The organism is Reinekea sp. (assembly GCF_982785585.1).
In genome coordinates this window covers 10,455-26,942 of sequence record NZ_CEYAVF010000032.1, presented here as the reverse complement: position 1 = coordinate 26,942, position 16,488 = coordinate 10,455, and the positions used below count along the sequence as shown (strand labels likewise).

Genomic DNA, 16,488 nt, shown 5'->3' with positions numbered 1-16,488 from the left:
TCCGACAACTAAAATCAAAGTAGACGTCACATGCTGAAGAAAATTATTATCCCGGTGGTTATCTTGGCCATCGCGTTGGGTGCCTATCGAATGATGAACGCGCCCAAGGAAAACTCGTATGGGGGTCGCCCGGCAACCCCCGTGAGCGCGCCGAGCCCAGAATCCAGTGAGCCAAAGGCCAAGCCAGGCGCTGACGCGCGCAAAACCGACGCAGCACAAGCGGCACCGGGCGAGGCGAAAGCAAAGGCGCCAGCCCCTTCAAGGGGTCGTGGTTTTAGAGGTGCCGGTCAGCTCGGCAAACAGGGCGCAACCTCGGTTGAAATCGTGCCCGCCCTAGCCGACAAGACACTGGCCCAGCTCGACCTGTTTGGGGTAATTCAAGCTCAGCATCACACCCGCCTGAGTGCCACCAGCAACGCACGCGTGCTGGCGCTCGATGTCAGTGAAGGCCAGACGGTCGAGCTGGGTCAAGGCCTGCTCAGCTTATCGGCCGACTCGGCGCAGGAAGCCTTGACACAGCGCCGGTCCGCACAGCAGGAACTGGCCGCGAGAATTCGCAATGAAACACTCAAACACGATAATGACCAGGCCTCCTTAACGATCGACCGCGAGCTGTTGCGCATCGCCAAAAACAGCGTCGACCGCTTCACCAGCCTAAATTCCCAGCAGCTCACCTCCGGCAGCGACTATGAGGCCGCCCTACGGGCGTATCAGACGCAGCTGATGTCGGTGCAAAATCGACAGCTCACGTTGGCGCAATATACCGATCAGATGGCGCAGATGTTGGCACAACGCGATGCCCTCGCCAGTCAAATTCGCCTCGCCAAACAAGTGGTTGCTGATCTTCAAGTCACGGCCCCATTCGCCGGCCTGGTCGCCAAAGTATCGGTCACTCAGGGTCAGGAACTGCGCAGTGGCGATGTCCTAGTGGAACTCTACGACCCAGCCAGCTTAGCGCTGTTTGTGCGCGTACCGCTGCGCTACCGCTTGGATCAGCTCAACGCCACGCAGATCAGCGCCGTTGACAGTCAGGGTTACGCTTGGCAAGTTGAGGCGTTGCGTCCGATCAATGAATCCGGTGCCCAACGGCTGACCCTAGTCCCCAGTGGCGTGAACCCGGTGGCGTTCTTGCCGGGCAGCCACGTCGCCCTGACCATCAGTTACCCTATCGCCGAGCCCGCCGTCGAGGTGCCGGTTACCGCGGTCTACGATCAACAGCGGGTCTATCTATTTGCGGACGGCGTAATCAACGCGGCCGATATCGAGATATTGGGCCGCACGCAGCGTGGCTACTTGGTGCGCAGCCCAGATTTCAACGATAGCGCGTCCGTGGTGACCACTCGCCTGAAGACGCCAGTCAGTGGTATGGCCGTGGCCATCGTGACGTCTAAAGACGGAGCGCGACCGTGATGGGCTGGATAGAAACCTTTGCCAAACACCGCATCGCCGCCAATGGTGCCATGATTGTGATTATCGCCTCAGGCATCTGGGGTCTGAATCAGGTCAATAATCAGTTTTTTCCCGACTTCGGCTTCGATCGCGTCAGCGTCTCAGCGACCTGGGGTGGCGTCAGTGCCGAAGACATGTATCGCACCGTCGCTATCCCCTTACAACAGGCCTTGGTAGGCCTACCCGAGATCGATTCGATCTCGACCAGCGCCAACTCTGGCCGAGTCGGCCTCTGGATCAGTCTGTCCGACCGGGCCGAGAGCCTCAGTTCGGCGCGCGATATCATTGAAACAGCGGTAAACGCCGTCGACTTGCCCGAACCGGTCGACGATTTGCGCATCAGCAGTCCACAGCGGCGCGAAAATGTCGCCGACCTGCTGATCTATGGCGAGGTGCCGGCTGACGAATTGGCCGATCTGGCCTACAAGATGGAAAGCCAACTGTTGCAGGCCGGCTTTGCGCAAATCAATCTGCAAGGCATCCCGCGCCAACAGGTGCAGATTGCGGTGAGCACCGAGCGACTGCTCGATACTGGCCTGACCTTGGCTCAGATTGCCAGCGCCATTGGCGCCGAATATACCGCGCAACCGGCCGGCACCTCGACCGGTGATGCTCTAACCCTGCAGCTGCTATCGCAAACGCCGAACATCGATTTTGCCAGCCTGTACGATCTGATCGTCACCACCCTAGACGATGGCAGCGCGCTGCGCCTAGGCGATATCGCGCAGATCGAACGGGTCATCAATCGCAATTCCAATGCACTCTATTTCGAAGGCACGCCAGCCGTTCGCCTGTCGCTGATGCGCACGCCGGGTGAGGATACACTCGACAACGCCGAGACCATGCAGACCTGGCTGAGCACCTTCACGCCAACCCTGCCGGCCAGCGTGCAGATCCATGTCTACAATGAAACTTGGCAAATCGTCGCAGCGCAATTGCGTCTGTTGCTCAAAAATGGCGCTCTCGGCATGGGCTTAGTGCTGGTGATGTTGTTTTTCTTCCTCAACAGCCGGCTCGCCTTTTGGGTCGCCATGGGCATTCCGATCAGCTTTTTTGCCACCTTCCTGTTTATGGCTCAGGCCGGCGTCAGCATGAATACCATCAGCCTGTTTGGCTTCATGATCGCACTCGGCATCATTGTCGACGATGCCATCGTGGTCGGTGAACAGGCCCGGGCTTATCAACAACAGGGCATGTCGGCCAGTGCCGCCTCATTGCAGGCGGCGAAAAAGATGTGGCCGCCAGTGCTCGCCTCGAGCTTAACCACCATGGCGGCCTTCTTGCCACTGATGCTGATTGGTGGGCCGATCGGACAGTTGGCGCGCGACATCCCGATTATCGTCTCCGTGGCCATCGTTGCCTCACTGGTCGAGTGCTTTTTGATCCTGCCCGGCCATCTGTCGCACAGCCACCACAAAAAAGACCGCCCGATGCGCCAAAAACTTGACGCTGCCTTCAATCGCTTGCGCGACAACTGGTTCCGACCGATTGTTCGCTGGAGCCTGACACATCGGCCGATCTTGATGGCCTTTATCCTCGCCAATCTTATAATGGCCCTTGGCATGGTGAGCAGCAAAATTGTGCCGTTCCAGTTTCAACCCTCGGTTGAATCACCGTCCTTATCGGTCAGTGTGACCTTCGCCGAAGGCGTCTTGCCCGGCAAGGTCGACGCCTTTATCGATCAACTGACCCAGACCTTGCAAGAGGTTGAGGACCAAACCGGCTACGACTTTATCAAGACGGCTCTGGTTATCCGGAATCAGGGCGACCAAGCCAATCGGGCGCGCATCGATGTTGAGCTGATCAGCGATCAGGACCGGCCCTACACCAACCAAGAGCTGGTCAATCAATGGCGTGCGGCCACCACCTTGCCCTCTGAAATTGACAATATCAGTTTTGGTCGCGGCAACCGCTGGGGCGGGGAGTCGGGCGATATCGTGATCGCCCTGACCGGCGACAATATCGACACCCTAAAATCGGCGGCCATGGCCCTGCAGGGTCAATTGAATGGGGTTCCCGGGTTGTCCGATGCCATCGATTCCTTGCCCTATGGCGATGAGCAACTGCAGTTTGAACTGACGCCCCTGGCACGGGATTTGGGTATCTCTGAAGCGAGCATTGCTGGGTTTTTACGTCAAGCGATCGAAGGTGTCAGCGCGGCCGATCAGGTCGCCGGTTTGCAAACTCTCAATTTGAGGGTACTGCTCCCGGAACGGCAACGCAGCGATATCTTGGCTATTTTGAGCCTGCCGTTCGCCCTGAATGATGAATTGATCCCACTCGATGATCTGATGATCAGCCGCTATCAACGGGGCCTCGATGGCATCCGCGCAGAGGATGGCGAGATCTCGGTTAATGTCAGTGCCACCCTCGATGCCGGTGTGATGACCAGCGATGGCATGTACAGCTTACTGGATGACACCGTGTTACCCGGCGTTCGGGCCAACTATGGCACCTTAGAGGTGAGCTTGAGTGGCGATGCCCGAGGCCAGCGCGAATTTTTTGCCGACGCCACCCTGGTGTTGATTGGCGTACTCGCTCTGATCTACGGCATTCTGGCGTGGGTGTTTGAAAGCTGGGTCTGGCCATTGGCCATCCTGGTCGCCATTCCCTTTGGCCTGACCGGAGCCATCTATGGCCATTGGCTGATCGACTTGCCGCTGTCGTCTCTGTCGGTACTCGGTCTATTCGGCCTCTCGGGGATTGTGATCAACGACAGTATCGTGCTGATCAGTGTCTATCGGGATCTACGCCGAGACGGCATGCCTCTCTATGGCGCGCTAGAAGAGGCGGTGGCCAGTCGCTTGCGGCCTGTTCTGCTGACGACTCTGACCACTGTCGGCGGCCTGACGCCATTCCTGTTTGAAACCAGCTTGGATGCCCAATTCCTCAAACCAATCGCCGCCGGCCTGGTCTTTGGCTTGCTCTTTGCGACCGTGCTGATCCTCCTTTTTGTGCCGGCAATGCTGTTGACCTTGGAACAAGTCATCGAGCGCGTCAACCGCCTGAAGCGCCGTTGGTCTCCCGCCGGGTGAGCGACCACCAACCTGCTACCGCCTGCCGTCACTGAACGAACCGGGCCATTCTCGGCAATGGGGTTGCCTCAATAAGGAGCAACCCCAGGCCGTCGAGCGCCCTGGGGCGAAAGCAGGCCTGGCCTTTTCGATCGAATACGACCAATATCATTCCATTCCGCGTGTAGGTATTCGCAAACACCTATACGCCAACCCCAATGCATTGGTATCGCTAGCCCCTAATCTGGGGCAGTACACCGACCGGAAACCCTATTATGGCTAACATTCTCATTGCCGGCGCAACCGGTCTAATCGGCTCGCATCTGGTGCAACAGCTAGCGCCCGATCGGGTCGACGAGGTGCTCTTGTTGGTGCGTCGCCCCATTGCACCACTGCACGCTCACCATCATCAATGGATCAGCGATTTTATGCCGCTGGCCTTACCCCCGGTTAGCGACAACGCCGATGCCGTTATCTGTGCCCTGGGCACCACAATCAAACAGGCCGGCTCACGCGAAGCCTTTGCCGAGGTAGACTTTGGCCGGGTGCTCGATCTGGCTAGAGCGGCAAAGCAGGCCGGCTACCGGCGCTTTGTCGTAGTTTCCAGCCTGGGTGCCGACGCCGACGCCGGGAATTTTTACCTGGCTACCAAGGGCCGCATGGAAGCGGCCTTGGTGGCCCTGCAGTTCGACTCGCTAACCATCGCCCAGCCCTCACTCTTGCTCGGCAAACGGTCGACCTTCCGGCTCGGCGAGCGGATCGCACAGGTGCTTTTTTCCGGCTTATCTTTTATCTTTATCGGCCCGCTGCGCACCTATCGACCGGTCCAGGCGGAGGACGTTGCTGCGGTGCTTATCCGCGTCGCATTGGATGGCCAATTGGGTTGCCGACGCATTCCGTCGAAGCAACTGATAGCCGCCGTTAGTTAGGCGCAATTCGACCGCGCCTTGAACGGTATTCGACAGGCAACCCAATCGATGACGGCGTTTTTTGCCCAAAGCACCCCCCTATATAAGTTTTAGTTATCAATAATGACAATAAATAATAATTAGACTTTGCTTTTCGATTCGAGCTAGATTGGCTGCATCGTTCAAATCAAGGTTACTGCTCCATGGCTAACAATCAAAACGCCGAACTGTTGGACAAAGCCCATCTATTGCGCCACAACATTCGTGATGGTTCCTTTACGGGCTACACCAGTGGTCTGGTGCCCGGCTTAGTGCAGGGTAATGTGGTTATTCTGCCCAAGGTTTGGGCGGAAGATTTTTTGCTCTATTGTTATTTAAACCCGGTGTCCTGCCCTTTGATCAGCATGTCTAAGCCTGGCGATGCCATGGTGCCGGCGCTCGGTGCGGATATCGATATTCGCACTGACATTCCCCAGTACAATGTCTTTAAGGACGGGGAACTGGTCGAGCAGGTCACAGACATTGAACAGTATTGGTCTGATGACATGGTCAGTTTTGTCCTAGGCTGTTCGTTCTCGTTTGAAGAAGCCTTATTGCGTGCCGGCTTGTCGATACGCAATATCGATCTGGACCGGAATGTGTCCATGTTTGAAACCAATATCGCCACGGCACCGAGTGCGAAGTTTTTCGGTAACACGGTCGTTACCATGCGGCCGTTCAAGCCGGCAGACGCCATCCGTGCGATTCAAATAACCACTCGATTGCCTAAAGCGCATGGCGCGCCGATCCATATTGGCATGCCGAATAAGATCGGCATCGAAGACTTGGCCAAGCCAGAATATGGCGACAGTGTGCCGGTCAACGATGATGAAATACCCGTTTTTTGGGCTTGTGGTGTTACGCCACAGGTCGCCATCCGTAATGCCAAGCCACCACTGTGCATTACACATGTCCCTGGCAAAATGTTAGTGACGGACAAATTGAACGACGAGTTAGCCGTTCTGTAACCATTTTAATAAAAAGGTGAAAAAAAATGATAAAAAAAGTTATTGGCCTAGCCGTTCTTGCCAGCACAATAGGTGTGCAGTCGTCCGCTGAAACATGGAACATGCCAACGCCTTATGGCGATGCGAATATGCCGACTAAAATAGCCTATCAATTTGCTGAAGAAATTAAATCTAAAACCGGTGGCGAGTTGGTCATTACCGTTCACTCCGGTGCCTCGTTAATTAAACATCCCGAGATTCCACGCGCCGTAAAATCTGGCCAGGTGCAGTTGGGCGAAGTTTTTATCGGCACGCTCGGCAATGAACACCCGGTGTTTAAGCACGACAACATGCCCTTCGTAGCAACCAGCTATGCCGACTCCGAGAAGTTGTGGTTGGCCGCTAAGCCAGAAATGGAGAAGTTGCTCAAAAAAGACGGCCTGATGTTGCTCTACGCAGTGCCTTGGCCTGCGCAAAGTCTCTATACCAAATTCCCAGTCGCATCGTTGGCTGACCTATCCGATTCCAAGATGCGTGCCTACAGCCCATCCACGTCTCGCCTGGCTGACCTAATGGGCACGACGCCTACTACGGTTCAGGTACCGGATATCCCACAAGCCTTCAGCACCGGCATCATCGATTCAATGGTGACATCGCCATCAACCGGCGCCAATGGTCAGGCTTGGGATTATCTGACTCACTACACGTCGATCGACGCGTGGATCCCGAAAAATATGGTTATTGTCAATACGCGCGCATTCAAGCGTTTAGACAAGGCAACCCAAGCCATCATCCTGGAAGCGGCTGCAAATGCAGAGAAGAGCGGCTGGGCCGGCGTGGTTGAACAGGCTCGTAAGGATACTCAGACCCTGATTGACAACGGCATCATCGTAACGGCACCAACTGATCAACTGATCACTGAGCTCAAAGCGATCGGTGCAGTGATGTCCGACGAGTGGTTGGCAGAAGCTCCAAAAGAAGTAGGCGCAATTCTCAAAGCTTATAACAAGTAATCAAGCTTTATCGCCCCCGGCAAGCTATTGTCGGGGGCCTTTTGCGTGGGACATTTTATGCATTCCTATAAAGATCGATTATATCTGGCTTCCGGTTATCTATCGGGCCTGTGCATCATCATTATTATGGTGGTGGTTTTAGCTCAAATCATTGGCCGACTATTGGGCTTTATCGTCCCCTCTGCTGAAGATATATCCGGCTACTGTTTATCGGCCTCCATTTTTTTTGGCCTGGCCTACACTTTTAGGGATGGTGGTCATATTCGTGTAACATTACTCTTTCAAAACCTCCCCCCCAAGGCGCGCTTTGCGCAAGAATTTTTTGTCCTGATCATCGGTCTGGTGTTGGCCTCGTTTGTCTGCTGGTATAGCTGGTATATGATTTGGGAATCTTACCTCTTTGAAGAGCTCACACAGGGCTATATCCCCATGCCACTCTGGGCGGTACAGGTACCAGTGGGTCTGGGGTCGACCGGGCTCTTATTGGCAGTCCTTGATGCGCTGGCCGCAATGCTCGGTGGCAAGCTGCCGATCTATACCCAGCACGAAGGCGAAGTTAACCTGGAGGAGATCTAATGGATTTTGTCGTAATTTCAATCGTGCTGGTCGCCTCGATGCTATTGATGCTCGCGATTGGTGTATGGGTATCCTTGGCCCTTATCGGGGTGGGTATTATTGGCCTGATGTTAGTTGATAATGGGCAAATTGGTTTACTGTTCGGCACAACAACGTGGGGAGCGAGTACCAACTGGACATTGACAGCCTTACCGATGTTTATCTGGATGGGTGAAGTGCTATTCCGTACTCGCTTAGCGTCTGATCTCTTCGAAGGCTTAACACCCTGGCTCAACCGTCTGCCGGGTAAGTTGCTCCATGTTAATGTGCTCAGCTGTGGCATATTTGCCGCGGTCTCGGGTTCGTCCGCGGCAACCGCGGCTACCATCGGTCGCATGACCTTGCCGGAGCTTAAGAAGGCCGGCTATAGCGATCGTATGTCTATCGGTACGTTGGCCGGCTCCGGTACCTTGGGGCTATTGATTCCACCATCGATCATCCTGATCGTGTATGGCGTCGCCGCCGAAGTCTCTATCTCCCGACTCTTTATTGCCGGCGCGTTGCCCGGGTTATTGTTGGTTTTTTTGTTCATGGGCTATATCGTTATTTGGGCCTTACTGAACAAAGACCAGGTACCCCAGGACGATGCGGCTGACCTCAGCTTCAGGGTGAAACTCAAGGCGCTAAAAAAACTCTTACCCATTCTCGGCCTCATTGGCTTTGTCCTCGGTTCCATCTATGCCGGCTTTACCACCCCAACGGAAGCGGCTGCCCTGGGCGTCTTTGGTGCTCTGTTACTGGCCTTTGTGACCGGCACGCTGAATATGACCACCTTTAACGAGAGTTTATTGGGTGCGGTAAAAAGCTCGTGCATGATCGGCCTTATTCTCGTCGGCGCGCATTTTTTAAGTCTCGCTATGGGTTTTCTCGGCATCCCCCGCTCATTGGCCGCAAGCATTGGCAGCCTCGACCTCACTGTATTTCAACTGCTCGCAGCACTAACGCTACTGTTCGTTATTCTCGGTTGTTTTCTGGATGGCATTTCGGTTGTAGTATTGACCGTATCGGTGGTCATGCCGATGATCGAGCAGGCGGGTATCGATCTATTATGGTTCGGTATCTTTATCGTGCTGGTCGTGGAGATGTCGCAAATAACACCACCGGTTGGTTTTAATCTCTTTGTCATTCAGTCCTTAACGGGCAAGAATATTCTCTATGTGGCGCGGGCGGCATTACCCTTTTTCTTGCTGATATTTCTCGCCCTGATACTGATCTATATTTTCCCGGGTATCGCCACCTATCTGCCCTATTCAATGAACCAATAATGATCCACTGACTTGATATAAACCTGCGGCCTTTGCCGCTCTAAATTGATACCGTTGGGGTTAATCGATAATCAGGAGTTATAGCTTGAACGTAAACTGCGATATGGGTGAAGCCTTCGGCTCATGGGAAATGGGCAACGACGCCGAGTTGATGCCGTTGGTCGATATGGCAAATATCGCCTGTGGCTTTCACGCCTCGGACCCACAAATAATGGAACGCACGGTAAAGCTTGCCGTGCAATCGGGTACCAGCATCGGCGCTCACCCGGGCTATCCTGATTTACAGGGTTTTGGCCGCCGTGATATGGCCATTCCGACGGCAGACATACGCGCCATGGTTCTCTACCAGGTCGGCGCGCTCGATGCGATTTGCCGAGCCAACAACAGCCGGGTGGACTATGTCAAACCGCATGGCGCGCTCTACCATAGAGTCTTCGCCGATCGGGCGGTGATGGCGGTCGTGATGCAAGCGCTGCACGACTATAACGACCAGTTGTCGCTGCTGGTGCTGGCCGCACCCGATTCCGATGCGATCCGACGGCTCGCCGATACGCATAAGATACGCGTCCAGTTTGAGGCCTTTTCCGATCGTGCCTACGCCGACGACGGCACCTTGCTCAGTCGCAGCATAGCCGGTTCTGTCTATAAGACAGCCGAGCAAGTCAGGGCCCAAACCGAGCAGATAATGACTCAGGGCTCGGTTACCTCGATCTCCGGCAAGGTGGTTCGCTTTCAGGCCGATACCCTCTGTATTCACGGTGACGAGCCCAATGCCGTGCAAACCGCGCAGGTGATTCGTGAGGTCATTGCCGGATGCTCGAAATAAGTCCCGTCAATGAAAATACGTGGATTGTCTATTTTGGCGAAACAATTTCCGATCAAGTTGCCATGCGGGTTAAACACTTTAACGACTTGCTGTGGCTTAGCCATGCCGAGGTCGTGCTCGATACGGTGCCGTCCTATACCTCCGTGCTGGTAACTTTTAACCTAAGGCTGATCGATCGCTTCGCGATGGCGGCCATATTGCGCCAGGCTTACCAGCGCACTATAAGCACTGAACTGGTCGATCAAGCCTTGGAAACCCTGGTCATCGAAGTGTGTTACGGCATTGGTGCGGTCAACGATCTAGAGTATGTCGCGCAATACTGCGGCCTCACGACGCAGCAAATCATCGATTTACATGCCGGTCAGTCGTACCGTGTCTATGCGATTGGCTTTAGTCCGGGTTTTGGCTTTTTGGGCAACACCCACAAGAGTCTCTTTGTGCCCCGACGAAAAACCCCGAGATTAAAAATACCCGCCGGCAGTGTCTCATTGGCCGACAACCAAAGTGCCGTCTACCCGAGCGAGTCGCCTGGCGGTTGGCAGGTCATTGGCCGTACCTGGCAGAAGATGGTCGACTGGGACAGTGATGAGTTCGCCTTCCTCAAAACCGGTTGTAAGGTGCGCTTTGAACCCATATCGGAGGCCGATTATCTGGCGAAGGGGGGGCAACGCTAATGTCGTTAGTCGTCGTTAAAACCGGTTTGCTGGCCCAAATTCACGATCGCGGCCGCTATGGCTATGGCGCCCATGGGCTGACCCACAGCGGACCGATGGATGAGGTCGCCCATTGCTGGGCCAATTGGTTGTTGGATAATCCATTGGACAGCGCCAGCCTGGAAATTACCTACGGCCAATTGGGCCTAGAATGCCAAGCGGCCTGTTCGGTTGCCCTCACCGGCGCAGACCTCGGCGCAACCTTAAATGGCTTGCCGGTCAAACCTTGGCGACGGCTTGAGCTAAGGCCCGGAGACCGACTCTGCTTTGCCACGCCGGTGCAGGGTATGCGCGCCTGCCTGGCATTGCTCGGTGGTATCCAATGTAAGAAAAGTTTCGGCAGTGCCAGTACCGTCAAACGCGAAAAGGTTGGCGGTATGCTCGGCGACGGCTCCGCTATCAAGGTGGGCGACCGGATCGCCGCAGAACAATCCCGACCGGCTCCGCAGCGCACCATGCCAGAGTGGGCCATACCGACTTACCGTCGTAGCATCGAATTGGGGCTAATTCCCGGTTACCAGTTTACGGCCATTCCGGCGCTGCAGCGGGCGCTGTTCTTCTCCGGCCAGTATCGGGTCACGGACAAGATTGATCGCATGGGCTATCGCTTGAAAGGGGATGCCATTGAAACCGGGATAAATGGTATAGTTTCAGAAGGCATTGCCTTGGGTTCGGTGCAAATCCCCAGTGATGGGCAACCCATAGTGCTGATGCGCGACCGTCAAACTATTGGCGGATATCCCAAGATTGGTACGGTGTTTTCGTTGGATCTGGCCTTGTTGGGGCAAGCCATGCCAGGTGATTGGGTGAGCTTTAAACTAATGGATGTCGCCGATGCCGAAAATAGACGTCTGTTGTTTGAGCGCAACTTCGCGTAGAAGCCTCCTTGTACCGTGCCGTTGAAGCTCCCTTATTAAGGTTTTCCGATGAATATAAATAATTTGAAAACCTATGTTTGGGTCGCCAGCTTAGGCAGTTTTCGCAAGGCAGCAGAAATTCTCCATACCACCCAACCGGCGGTCTCAAACCGCATCGCGAGCTTAGAAAGCGAGTTGGGCGTGATCCTCTTTGAACGGGTACCCGGTCCTGCGCCCATAGCGCTCACCGCCAAGGGGGTCGAACTGCTGCCCTTCGCCGAGAAGATCCTCCTGCTTCAAGAGGAAATAAAGCAGCGCGGTATGAACAAGAACAAGGATTCGGGCATTATCCGCATCGGTGTCTCGGAAACCATTGTGCATTCCTGGTTACCGGCCTTTTTGCAAACCCTCAATATTGAAATGCCGAATTTGGAAGTTGAGCTGACCGTCGATGTCACCACCGAGCTGAGCAAGGCGTTGGCGGCGCGCACCATCGATTTAGCCTTTTTAATGGGACCGGTATTAGAACCGACCACCGTCAACTTAGCGCTGTGTAACTTTCCCTTAGTTTGGGTCGCCGGTGCCGGGCTAGACATACCCGATCGGCGCTTGGAACTCGACGAGCTAACCCAATGGCCCATCCTCACCTATGCGCGCAATACCAAACCCTTTCGAGAGATCAAAGATCGTTTTCGCGAAGAGAGTTCGAAGTCTGTGCGCTTTATTTCCTCCAGCTCACTGGCCGCTTGTTTCCGCTTGGCGGTCGATAACGTTGGCGTGGCGACCTTGCCCAAGAGCATGGTGCAGCAGGCTCTGGCGCACCAGGTGGTCAAGGCTCTGGATGTCGCCTGGACGCCAACGGAACTCAACTTCACCGCAACCTACCTGGCGTCGCCTTACAATTCCTTGGCTGAAAGCTCGGCCCGGCTCGCGGTGCGCACGGCGAACAACTACATCGACTCCGACATCAACGAAATCATTATTGGTGGCCCACTTACGCGGCCGCGCCAGCCCGCCGAGTCGGAAGCGTCTTAGCGCTCGGTGGTGCAGTCAGCGAGCGAGGTTAACAGCCAATCGCTTCCCACCTGTTCGATCTGCAGACACCAACGCCCCGTTTTAATCTCCTGTGCACCCGATGCCAAAACCGTTCGAGTCCAGTCCGAGCTGGGCGTCTCGATGGCCTGCAGTTGGGCTTCGAGCCAAGCCTGAAAGCGATCCGGATCGTGCAGAAAGGCGGTCGCTTCGGCTAACAGCAGCAGGGCATGCGCGTCGCTGTCGGGCGAGTTGCTGGCGGCCAAATCGGCGCGCAGGCTGATCAATGTGCGCGCGCTTTCCTGCTCAGCCAAAGCCATCCGTCGATACTGATTGGCGCTCAAACCCTGCTCACCCGCCGCAACCTCGGCCAAGATCTGTTGAAACTCGTCCACCAGCGTTACATGGAGGTGAAAGGAGCGGTAAAACAGCACGCCAGATAGCAGCGCCGAGGCGAGCAGGGCGAGGGCCATTAACGGGCGATGATTTTGCTGCAGTGAAGTCAAAATGGGCACGTATAAATGTCTTATTATAATGGGCGGCGGATCACAGGACCGGGCCACCACGGTTGTTTTTATTATCTCTGTGTCCTACGTTGTCAGAAATTCACAGTCTGCGCAAGGATGCTTATGACCGTTGCCATCACTTACAGTCGTGCCCATCTGGGCATGGTCGCGCCAGAAGTCACTATTGAAGCTCACCTGTCCGGTGGTCTGCCCGCCTTTTCCATCGTCGGCCTGGCCGAAGCGGCGGTCCGAGAAGCGAAAGATCGGGTTCGCTCGGCGATTCTCAATAGTCAGTTCGACTTCCCCAATGCGCGCATCACCGTCAATATGGCACCGGCCGATCTGCCCAAGCAAGGCGGCCAATTCGACCTGGCTATTGCCTTGGGTATCCTTGCCGCCAGCGAGCAGATCGATGGCAAGGCCCTGGACGGCTATGAGTGGCTCGGAGAGCTATCGCTCGGCGGGTATTTGCGCCGCGGTCCGGGTGCCTTGCCTGCCGCGCTCGCCTGCCAACGGGCGGGCCGGGTGCTGGTGTGCAACCCTGAAAACGCCCAAGAGGCCAGCCTGGTCGAAAATCAGGTGGTCTTCGCCGCGGACCACCTGCTCCAGGTCACGCGCATGCTATGCGATCCATCCGCCGCGTTACCCAGACCAAATCGTCTGTTGGCGGCCGCCCCAAGCCATTACCCCGATCTGGCCGATGTAAAGGGTCAGCATGCGGCACGGCGCGCACTCGAGATTGCCGCCGCCGGGCGCCACAATCTGCTTTATTTTGGCCCACCGGGCACGGGCAAAACCCTGCTCGCCTCGCGCCTGCCCGGTATTTTGCCACCGTTGACCGACGCCGAAGCGCTCGAGGTCGCAGCCGTGCAATCTGTTGCCGGACAAGCCATGCAATGGCGCAAACGGCCCTATCGGGCACCGCACCATTCGGCCTCGGCCGCGGCCCTGATCGGCGGCGGCAGTGTGCCGCGGCCGGGCGAGGTCACGCTGGCCCACCGGGGTGTGCTCTTTCTCGACGAACTGGCGGAATTCCCTCGTGCCGTGCTTGATGTACTGCGCGAACCGATGGAAAGCCAGAGCGTTAATATCGCCCGAGCTGCGCGACACTGTCAATTTCCCGCCAACTTTCAACTCGTTGCCGCCATGAATCCGACGCCGGGTGGTTATGCGGCCAATGATCCACGTTCGGCGCGTTACAGTCGGGAACAAATTCAAAAGTACATTGCGCGGCTGTCCGGGCCCTTTTTGGATCGCATCGATTTGCATATAGAGGTGCCCACCTTGGCGAAGGAGGTACTGCTGGCGCACCAGCATCCGGAGTCCTCGGCCACGGTGCGCGCGCGCGTTGGGCAGGCCTGGGATCGTCAGATGGCACGGCAGGGTTGTGCTAATGGTGAGTTGGCAGGGCAGGAGTTGGACCGATTTTGCGCCCTGGGCCAGGCGGAACAGCAACTGCTCGAGAAGGCGATCGATCGGCTCGGCCTGAGTGCCCGGGCCTACCACCGCTTACTCAGGGTGGCCCGAACCGTTGCCGATCTCAATGGCCAACCCAGCATAGATCGGCAGGCCCTGATCGAGGCGCTCAATTGCCGGCAACTGGAAAAGCTCACCGGCGCCGGCGGCTAGAGGTCCATATCATACTCGACCATAAAGGCACAATGAGGACTCAAGCGCGGTTCGCGGATGATTTTGGCATCGAGCACGTAATCGGCCAGATTTGGCGTGATCAGTTGATAATCGATGCGGGCGCCATTGGCCTGGGCTTCATCGAACGGCCAAAAGGTATGCTGCCGATCTTGACGATTAACCAGGCGGAAGGCATCGATAAACCCGATGGGCCCCAGTGCCTGATCCATCCAGGCACGCTCTTCGGGCAGAAAACCCGGCTCGCGCTGATGGCTTTCCCAATTGCCCAGGTCGACCGAGCGATGTGCAACCTGATAGCAACCGGCAAACACAAAATCCCGGCGCTTGCGCCGGGTGCGTTTGAGATGCTGTTGCAGCCCATCCAGATAGGCCAATTTATGTTCTATATCTTCAATATATTGAGCCGGGGGGACCCAAACCGAGGCGACACTGACGTTGTCAAAATCGGCCTGAATAAACCCCCCGTCAAGATCAAAGGTGGGGTGACCAAAACCGCGAATAATCGCCTTGGGCATGGTGCGCGAATAGATCGCCGTGCCGGCATAGCCGTCTTTTTCAGCATCGAAGAAAAAACCGTAAAAACCGGGTATCTCAAGTAGGTTCGTCGGGAGCTGATACTCTTTGACTCGGGTTTCCTGAAGACAAACGACATCCACGTCCTGCTGCTGTGCAAACCATTCCAGCAGGCCTCGTTCGACAGCATTAACGATTCCGTTTACATTTAGCGTGATGACCTTCATCTGTTCCTTCCAATCCAAAATTCCGCACGAGGGGCTGGTCGCCTTTATCGCGAATGACATAGTTTTTCAAGGTGCATATCTTAACCGATTATAAGGTATAATGCGGTGTATATATCCACAGATACAATCTGTTGTTGTTTTATTTAAAGGGACCTAATTAATGAATAGTCCAAATCCGCATCAAAGTACAGCGCCGCTCCAACGCTGGCAAAAGGAATTTATTGAATTTGCGATCCACAAAGACGTGCTGCAGTTTGGTGATTTCACATTGAAATCCGGCCGCCAAAGCCCTTATTTTTTCAATGCTGGCAAGTTCGATGACGGTCAATCGCAGCAATTACTGGGCGAGATCTATGCCCGCACACTGATCGAGTCTGGCATTGAGTTCGATTCCCTGTTTGGGCCGGCCTATAAGGGCATTCCCTTGGCGACCTCGACGGTTATCGCGCTAAACAGCGCTCATCACCGCAACGTGCCCTTTACCTTCAACCGTAAGGAAGCCAAGGCGCATGGCGAGGGCGGGCAACTGGTTGGCGCGCCATTGAGCGGCAAGGTAATACTGGTCGACGATGTCATTACCGCTGGCACCGCTATTCGCGAAACTCTGAGTATTTTAGAGAACCACCCCGACGCGCAACTGGTTGCGGCGGTGGTGTTAATCGATCGTCAGGAAAAACTACAGGATTCCGCCTTATCGGCGATTCAAGCGCTCGAACGCGACTATGGCTTATCGATACTGCCGGCCATTCGCCTCGACCAAATTATGGCCTACATCGCTGAAGACACACGTTATAGCGAATATCTGCCAAAAATGGCCGCCTATCGAGCTGAGCACGGCATAGACTGAGCACAGGAGTATTGGGCATCGGCTGACTCTAATCCGAGCGGCCGGCAGAACTGCGCTGAGCCGCTAT

At 55.6% G+C, this 16,488-nt stretch carries 15 protein-coding genes; 13 read left to right on the top strand and 2 right to left on the bottom strand.

Going from position 1 to position 16,488, the window contains the following annotated elements; translation table 11 throughout:
• Positions 1-30: 30 nt before the first annotated feature.
• From AC4FIC_RS12355 to AC4FIC_RS12305, 11 genes are all read left to right on the top strand, one after another.
• Positions 31-1,410, top strand: a complete 1,380-nt coding sequence (locus AC4FIC_RS12355; RefSeq protein ID WP_100255778.1) for an efflux RND transporter periplasmic adaptor subunit — start codon at positions 31-33, stop codon at positions 1,408-1,410.
• Positions 1,410-4,484 carry an efflux RND transporter permease subunit gene (locus AC4FIC_RS12350; RefSeq protein ID WP_100255777.1) on the top strand — a complete coding sequence of 1,025 codons (3,075 nt, stop codon included), beginning with the start codon at positions 1,410-1,412 and terminating at the stop codon, positions 4,482-4,484. The genes AC4FIC_RS12355 and AC4FIC_RS12350 overlap by 1 nt, the downstream gene beginning before the upstream one ends.
• A gap of 254 nt (positions 4,485-4,738) precedes the next feature.
• On the top strand, positions 4,739-5,392 hold the full coding sequence (locus AC4FIC_RS12345; protein WP_487778735.1) for an NAD(P)H-binding protein: 654 nt from the start codon (positions 4,739-4,741) through the stop codon (positions 5,390-5,392).
• 182 nt (positions 5,393-5,574) lie between these two features.
• Positions 5,575-6,378, top strand: coding sequence for a putative hydro-lyase (locus tag AC4FIC_RS12340; protein ID WP_273286114.1), 804 nt, complete (start codon positions 5,575-5,577; stop codon positions 6,376-6,378).
• A gap of 26 nt (positions 6,379-6,404) precedes the next feature.
• Positions 6,405-7,370, top strand: a complete 966-nt coding sequence (locus AC4FIC_RS12335; RefSeq protein WP_100255774.1) for a TRAP transporter substrate-binding protein — start codon at positions 6,405-6,407, stop codon at positions 7,368-7,370.
• Positions 7,371-7,427: 57 nt separating this feature from the next.
• Positions 7,428-7,946, top strand: a complete 519-nt coding sequence (locus AC4FIC_RS12330; protein ID WP_100255773.1) for a TRAP transporter small permease — start codon at positions 7,428-7,430, stop codon at positions 7,944-7,946.
• A complete protein-coding gene (locus AC4FIC_RS12325; protein WP_100255772.1) occupies positions 7,946-9,250 on the top strand; it encodes a TRAP transporter large permease in 1,305 nt (434 codons plus the stop codon). The genes AC4FIC_RS12330 and AC4FIC_RS12325 overlap by 1 nt, the downstream gene beginning before the upstream one ends.
• An 85-nt stretch (positions 9,251-9,335) precedes the next feature.
• Entirely contained in the window at positions 9,336-10,076 is a 741-nt protein-coding gene (locus AC4FIC_RS12320; protein ID WP_273286104.1) for a 5-oxoprolinase subunit PxpA, read from the top strand.
• Positions 10,064-10,750 carry a 5-oxoprolinase subunit PxpB gene (pxpB, locus tag AC4FIC_RS12315; RefSeq protein ID WP_273286106.1) on the top strand — a complete coding sequence of 229 codons (687 nt, stop codon included), beginning with the start codon at positions 10,064-10,066 and terminating at the stop codon, positions 10,748-10,750. The genes AC4FIC_RS12320 and pxpB overlap by 13 nt, the downstream gene beginning before the upstream one ends.
• Positions 10,750-11,667, top strand: a complete 918-nt coding sequence (locus AC4FIC_RS12310) for a 5-oxoprolinase subunit C family protein (RefSeq protein WP_100255769.1) — start codon at positions 10,750-10,752, stop codon at positions 11,665-11,667. The genes pxpB and AC4FIC_RS12310 overlap by 1 nt, the downstream gene beginning before the upstream one ends.
• Positions 11,668-11,715: 48 nt before the next feature.
• On the top strand, positions 11,716-12,681 hold the full coding sequence (locus AC4FIC_RS12305; protein ID WP_287418542.1) for a LysR family transcriptional regulator: 966 nt from the start codon (positions 11,716-11,718) through the stop codon (positions 12,679-12,681).
• On the opposite strand, the gene AC4FIC_RS12300 is transcribed toward AC4FIC_RS12305, so the two are convergent.
• A complete protein-coding gene (locus AC4FIC_RS12300) occupies positions 12,678-13,193 on the bottom strand; it encodes a hypothetical protein (RefSeq protein WP_100255767.1) in 516 nt (171 codons plus the stop codon). The two genes, AC4FIC_RS12305 and AC4FIC_RS12300, sit on opposite strands and share 4 nt — an antisense overlap.
• Before the next feature lie 114 nt (positions 13,194-13,307).
• On the opposite strand from AC4FIC_RS12300, the gene AC4FIC_RS12295 reads away from it, so the two are divergent.
• Entirely contained in the window at positions 13,308-14,813 is a 1,506-nt protein-coding gene (locus AC4FIC_RS12295; protein ID WP_100255766.1) for a YifB family Mg chelatase-like AAA ATPase, read from the top strand.
• Here the strand turns inward: AC4FIC_RS12295 and AC4FIC_RS12290 are convergent.
• Positions 14,810-15,634 carry an exodeoxyribonuclease III gene (locus tag AC4FIC_RS12290; protein ID WP_227003725.1) on the bottom strand — a complete coding sequence of 275 codons (825 nt, stop codon included), beginning with the start codon at positions 15,632-15,634 and terminating at the stop codon, positions 14,810-14,812. The two genes, AC4FIC_RS12295 and AC4FIC_RS12290, sit on opposite strands and share 4 nt — an antisense overlap.
• A 100-nt stretch (positions 15,635-15,734) precedes the next feature.
• Between AC4FIC_RS12290 and pyrE the strand changes: the two genes are divergently transcribed.
• Positions 15,735-16,421, top strand: coding sequence for an orotate phosphoribosyltransferase (pyrE, locus tag AC4FIC_RS12285; RefSeq protein ID WP_273286113.1), 687 nt, complete (start codon positions 15,735-15,737; stop codon positions 16,419-16,421).
• The last annotated feature ends 67 nt before the right edge of the window (positions 16,422-16,488 follow it).

Excerpts from the sequence above, each read along its gene's own strand:
- AC4FIC_RS12310 (WP_100255769.1), top strand. The coding sequence starts at position 10,750 with ATGTCGTTAGTCGTCGTTAAAACCGGTTTGCTGGCCCAAATTCACGAT.
- AC4FIC_RS12340 (WP_273286114.1), top strand. The coding sequence starts at position 5,575 with ATGGCTAACAATCAAAACGCCGAACTGTTGGACAAAGCCCATCTATTG.
- AC4FIC_RS12295 (WP_100255766.1), top strand. The coding sequence starts at position 13,308 with ATGACCGTTGCCATCACTTACAGTCGTGCCCATCTGGGCATGGTCGCG.
- AC4FIC_RS12330 (WP_100255773.1), top strand. The coding sequence starts at position 7,428 with ATGCATTCCTATAAAGATCGATTATATCTGGCTTCCGGTTATCTATCG.
- AC4FIC_RS12325 (WP_100255772.1), top strand. The coding sequence starts at position 7,946 with ATGGATTTTGTCGTAATTTCAATCGTGCTGGTCGCCTCGATGCTATTG.
- AC4FIC_RS12350 (WP_100255777.1), top strand. The coding sequence starts at position 1,410 with ATGGGCTGGATAGAAACCTTTGCCAAACACCGCATCGCCGCCAATGGT.
- AC4FIC_RS12290 (WP_227003725.1), bottom strand. The coding sequence starts at position 15,634 with ATGTCATTCGCGATAAAGGCGACCAGCCCCTCGTGCGGAATTTTGGAT.
- pyrE (WP_273286113.1), top strand. The coding sequence starts at position 15,735 with ATGAATAGTCCAAATCCGCATCAAAGTACAGCGCCGCTCCAACGCTGG.
- AC4FIC_RS12335 (WP_100255774.1), top strand. The coding sequence starts at position 6,405 with ATGATAAAAAAAGTTATTGGCCTAGCCGTTCTTGCCAGCACAATAGGT.
- AC4FIC_RS12345 (WP_487778735.1), top strand. The coding sequence starts at position 4,739 with ATGGCTAACATTCTCATTGCCGGCGCAACCGGTCTAATCGGCTCGCAT.
- pxpB (WP_273286106.1), top strand. The coding sequence starts at position 10,064 with ATGCTCGAAATAAGTCCCGTCAATGAAAATACGTGGATTGTCTATTTT.
- AC4FIC_RS12305 (WP_287418542.1), top strand. The coding sequence starts at position 11,716 with ATGAATATAAATAATTTGAAAACCTATGTTTGGGTCGCCAGCTTAGGC.
- AC4FIC_RS12355 (WP_100255778.1), top strand. The coding sequence starts at position 31 with ATGCTGAAGAAAATTATTATCCCGGTGGTTATCTTGGCCATCGCGTTG.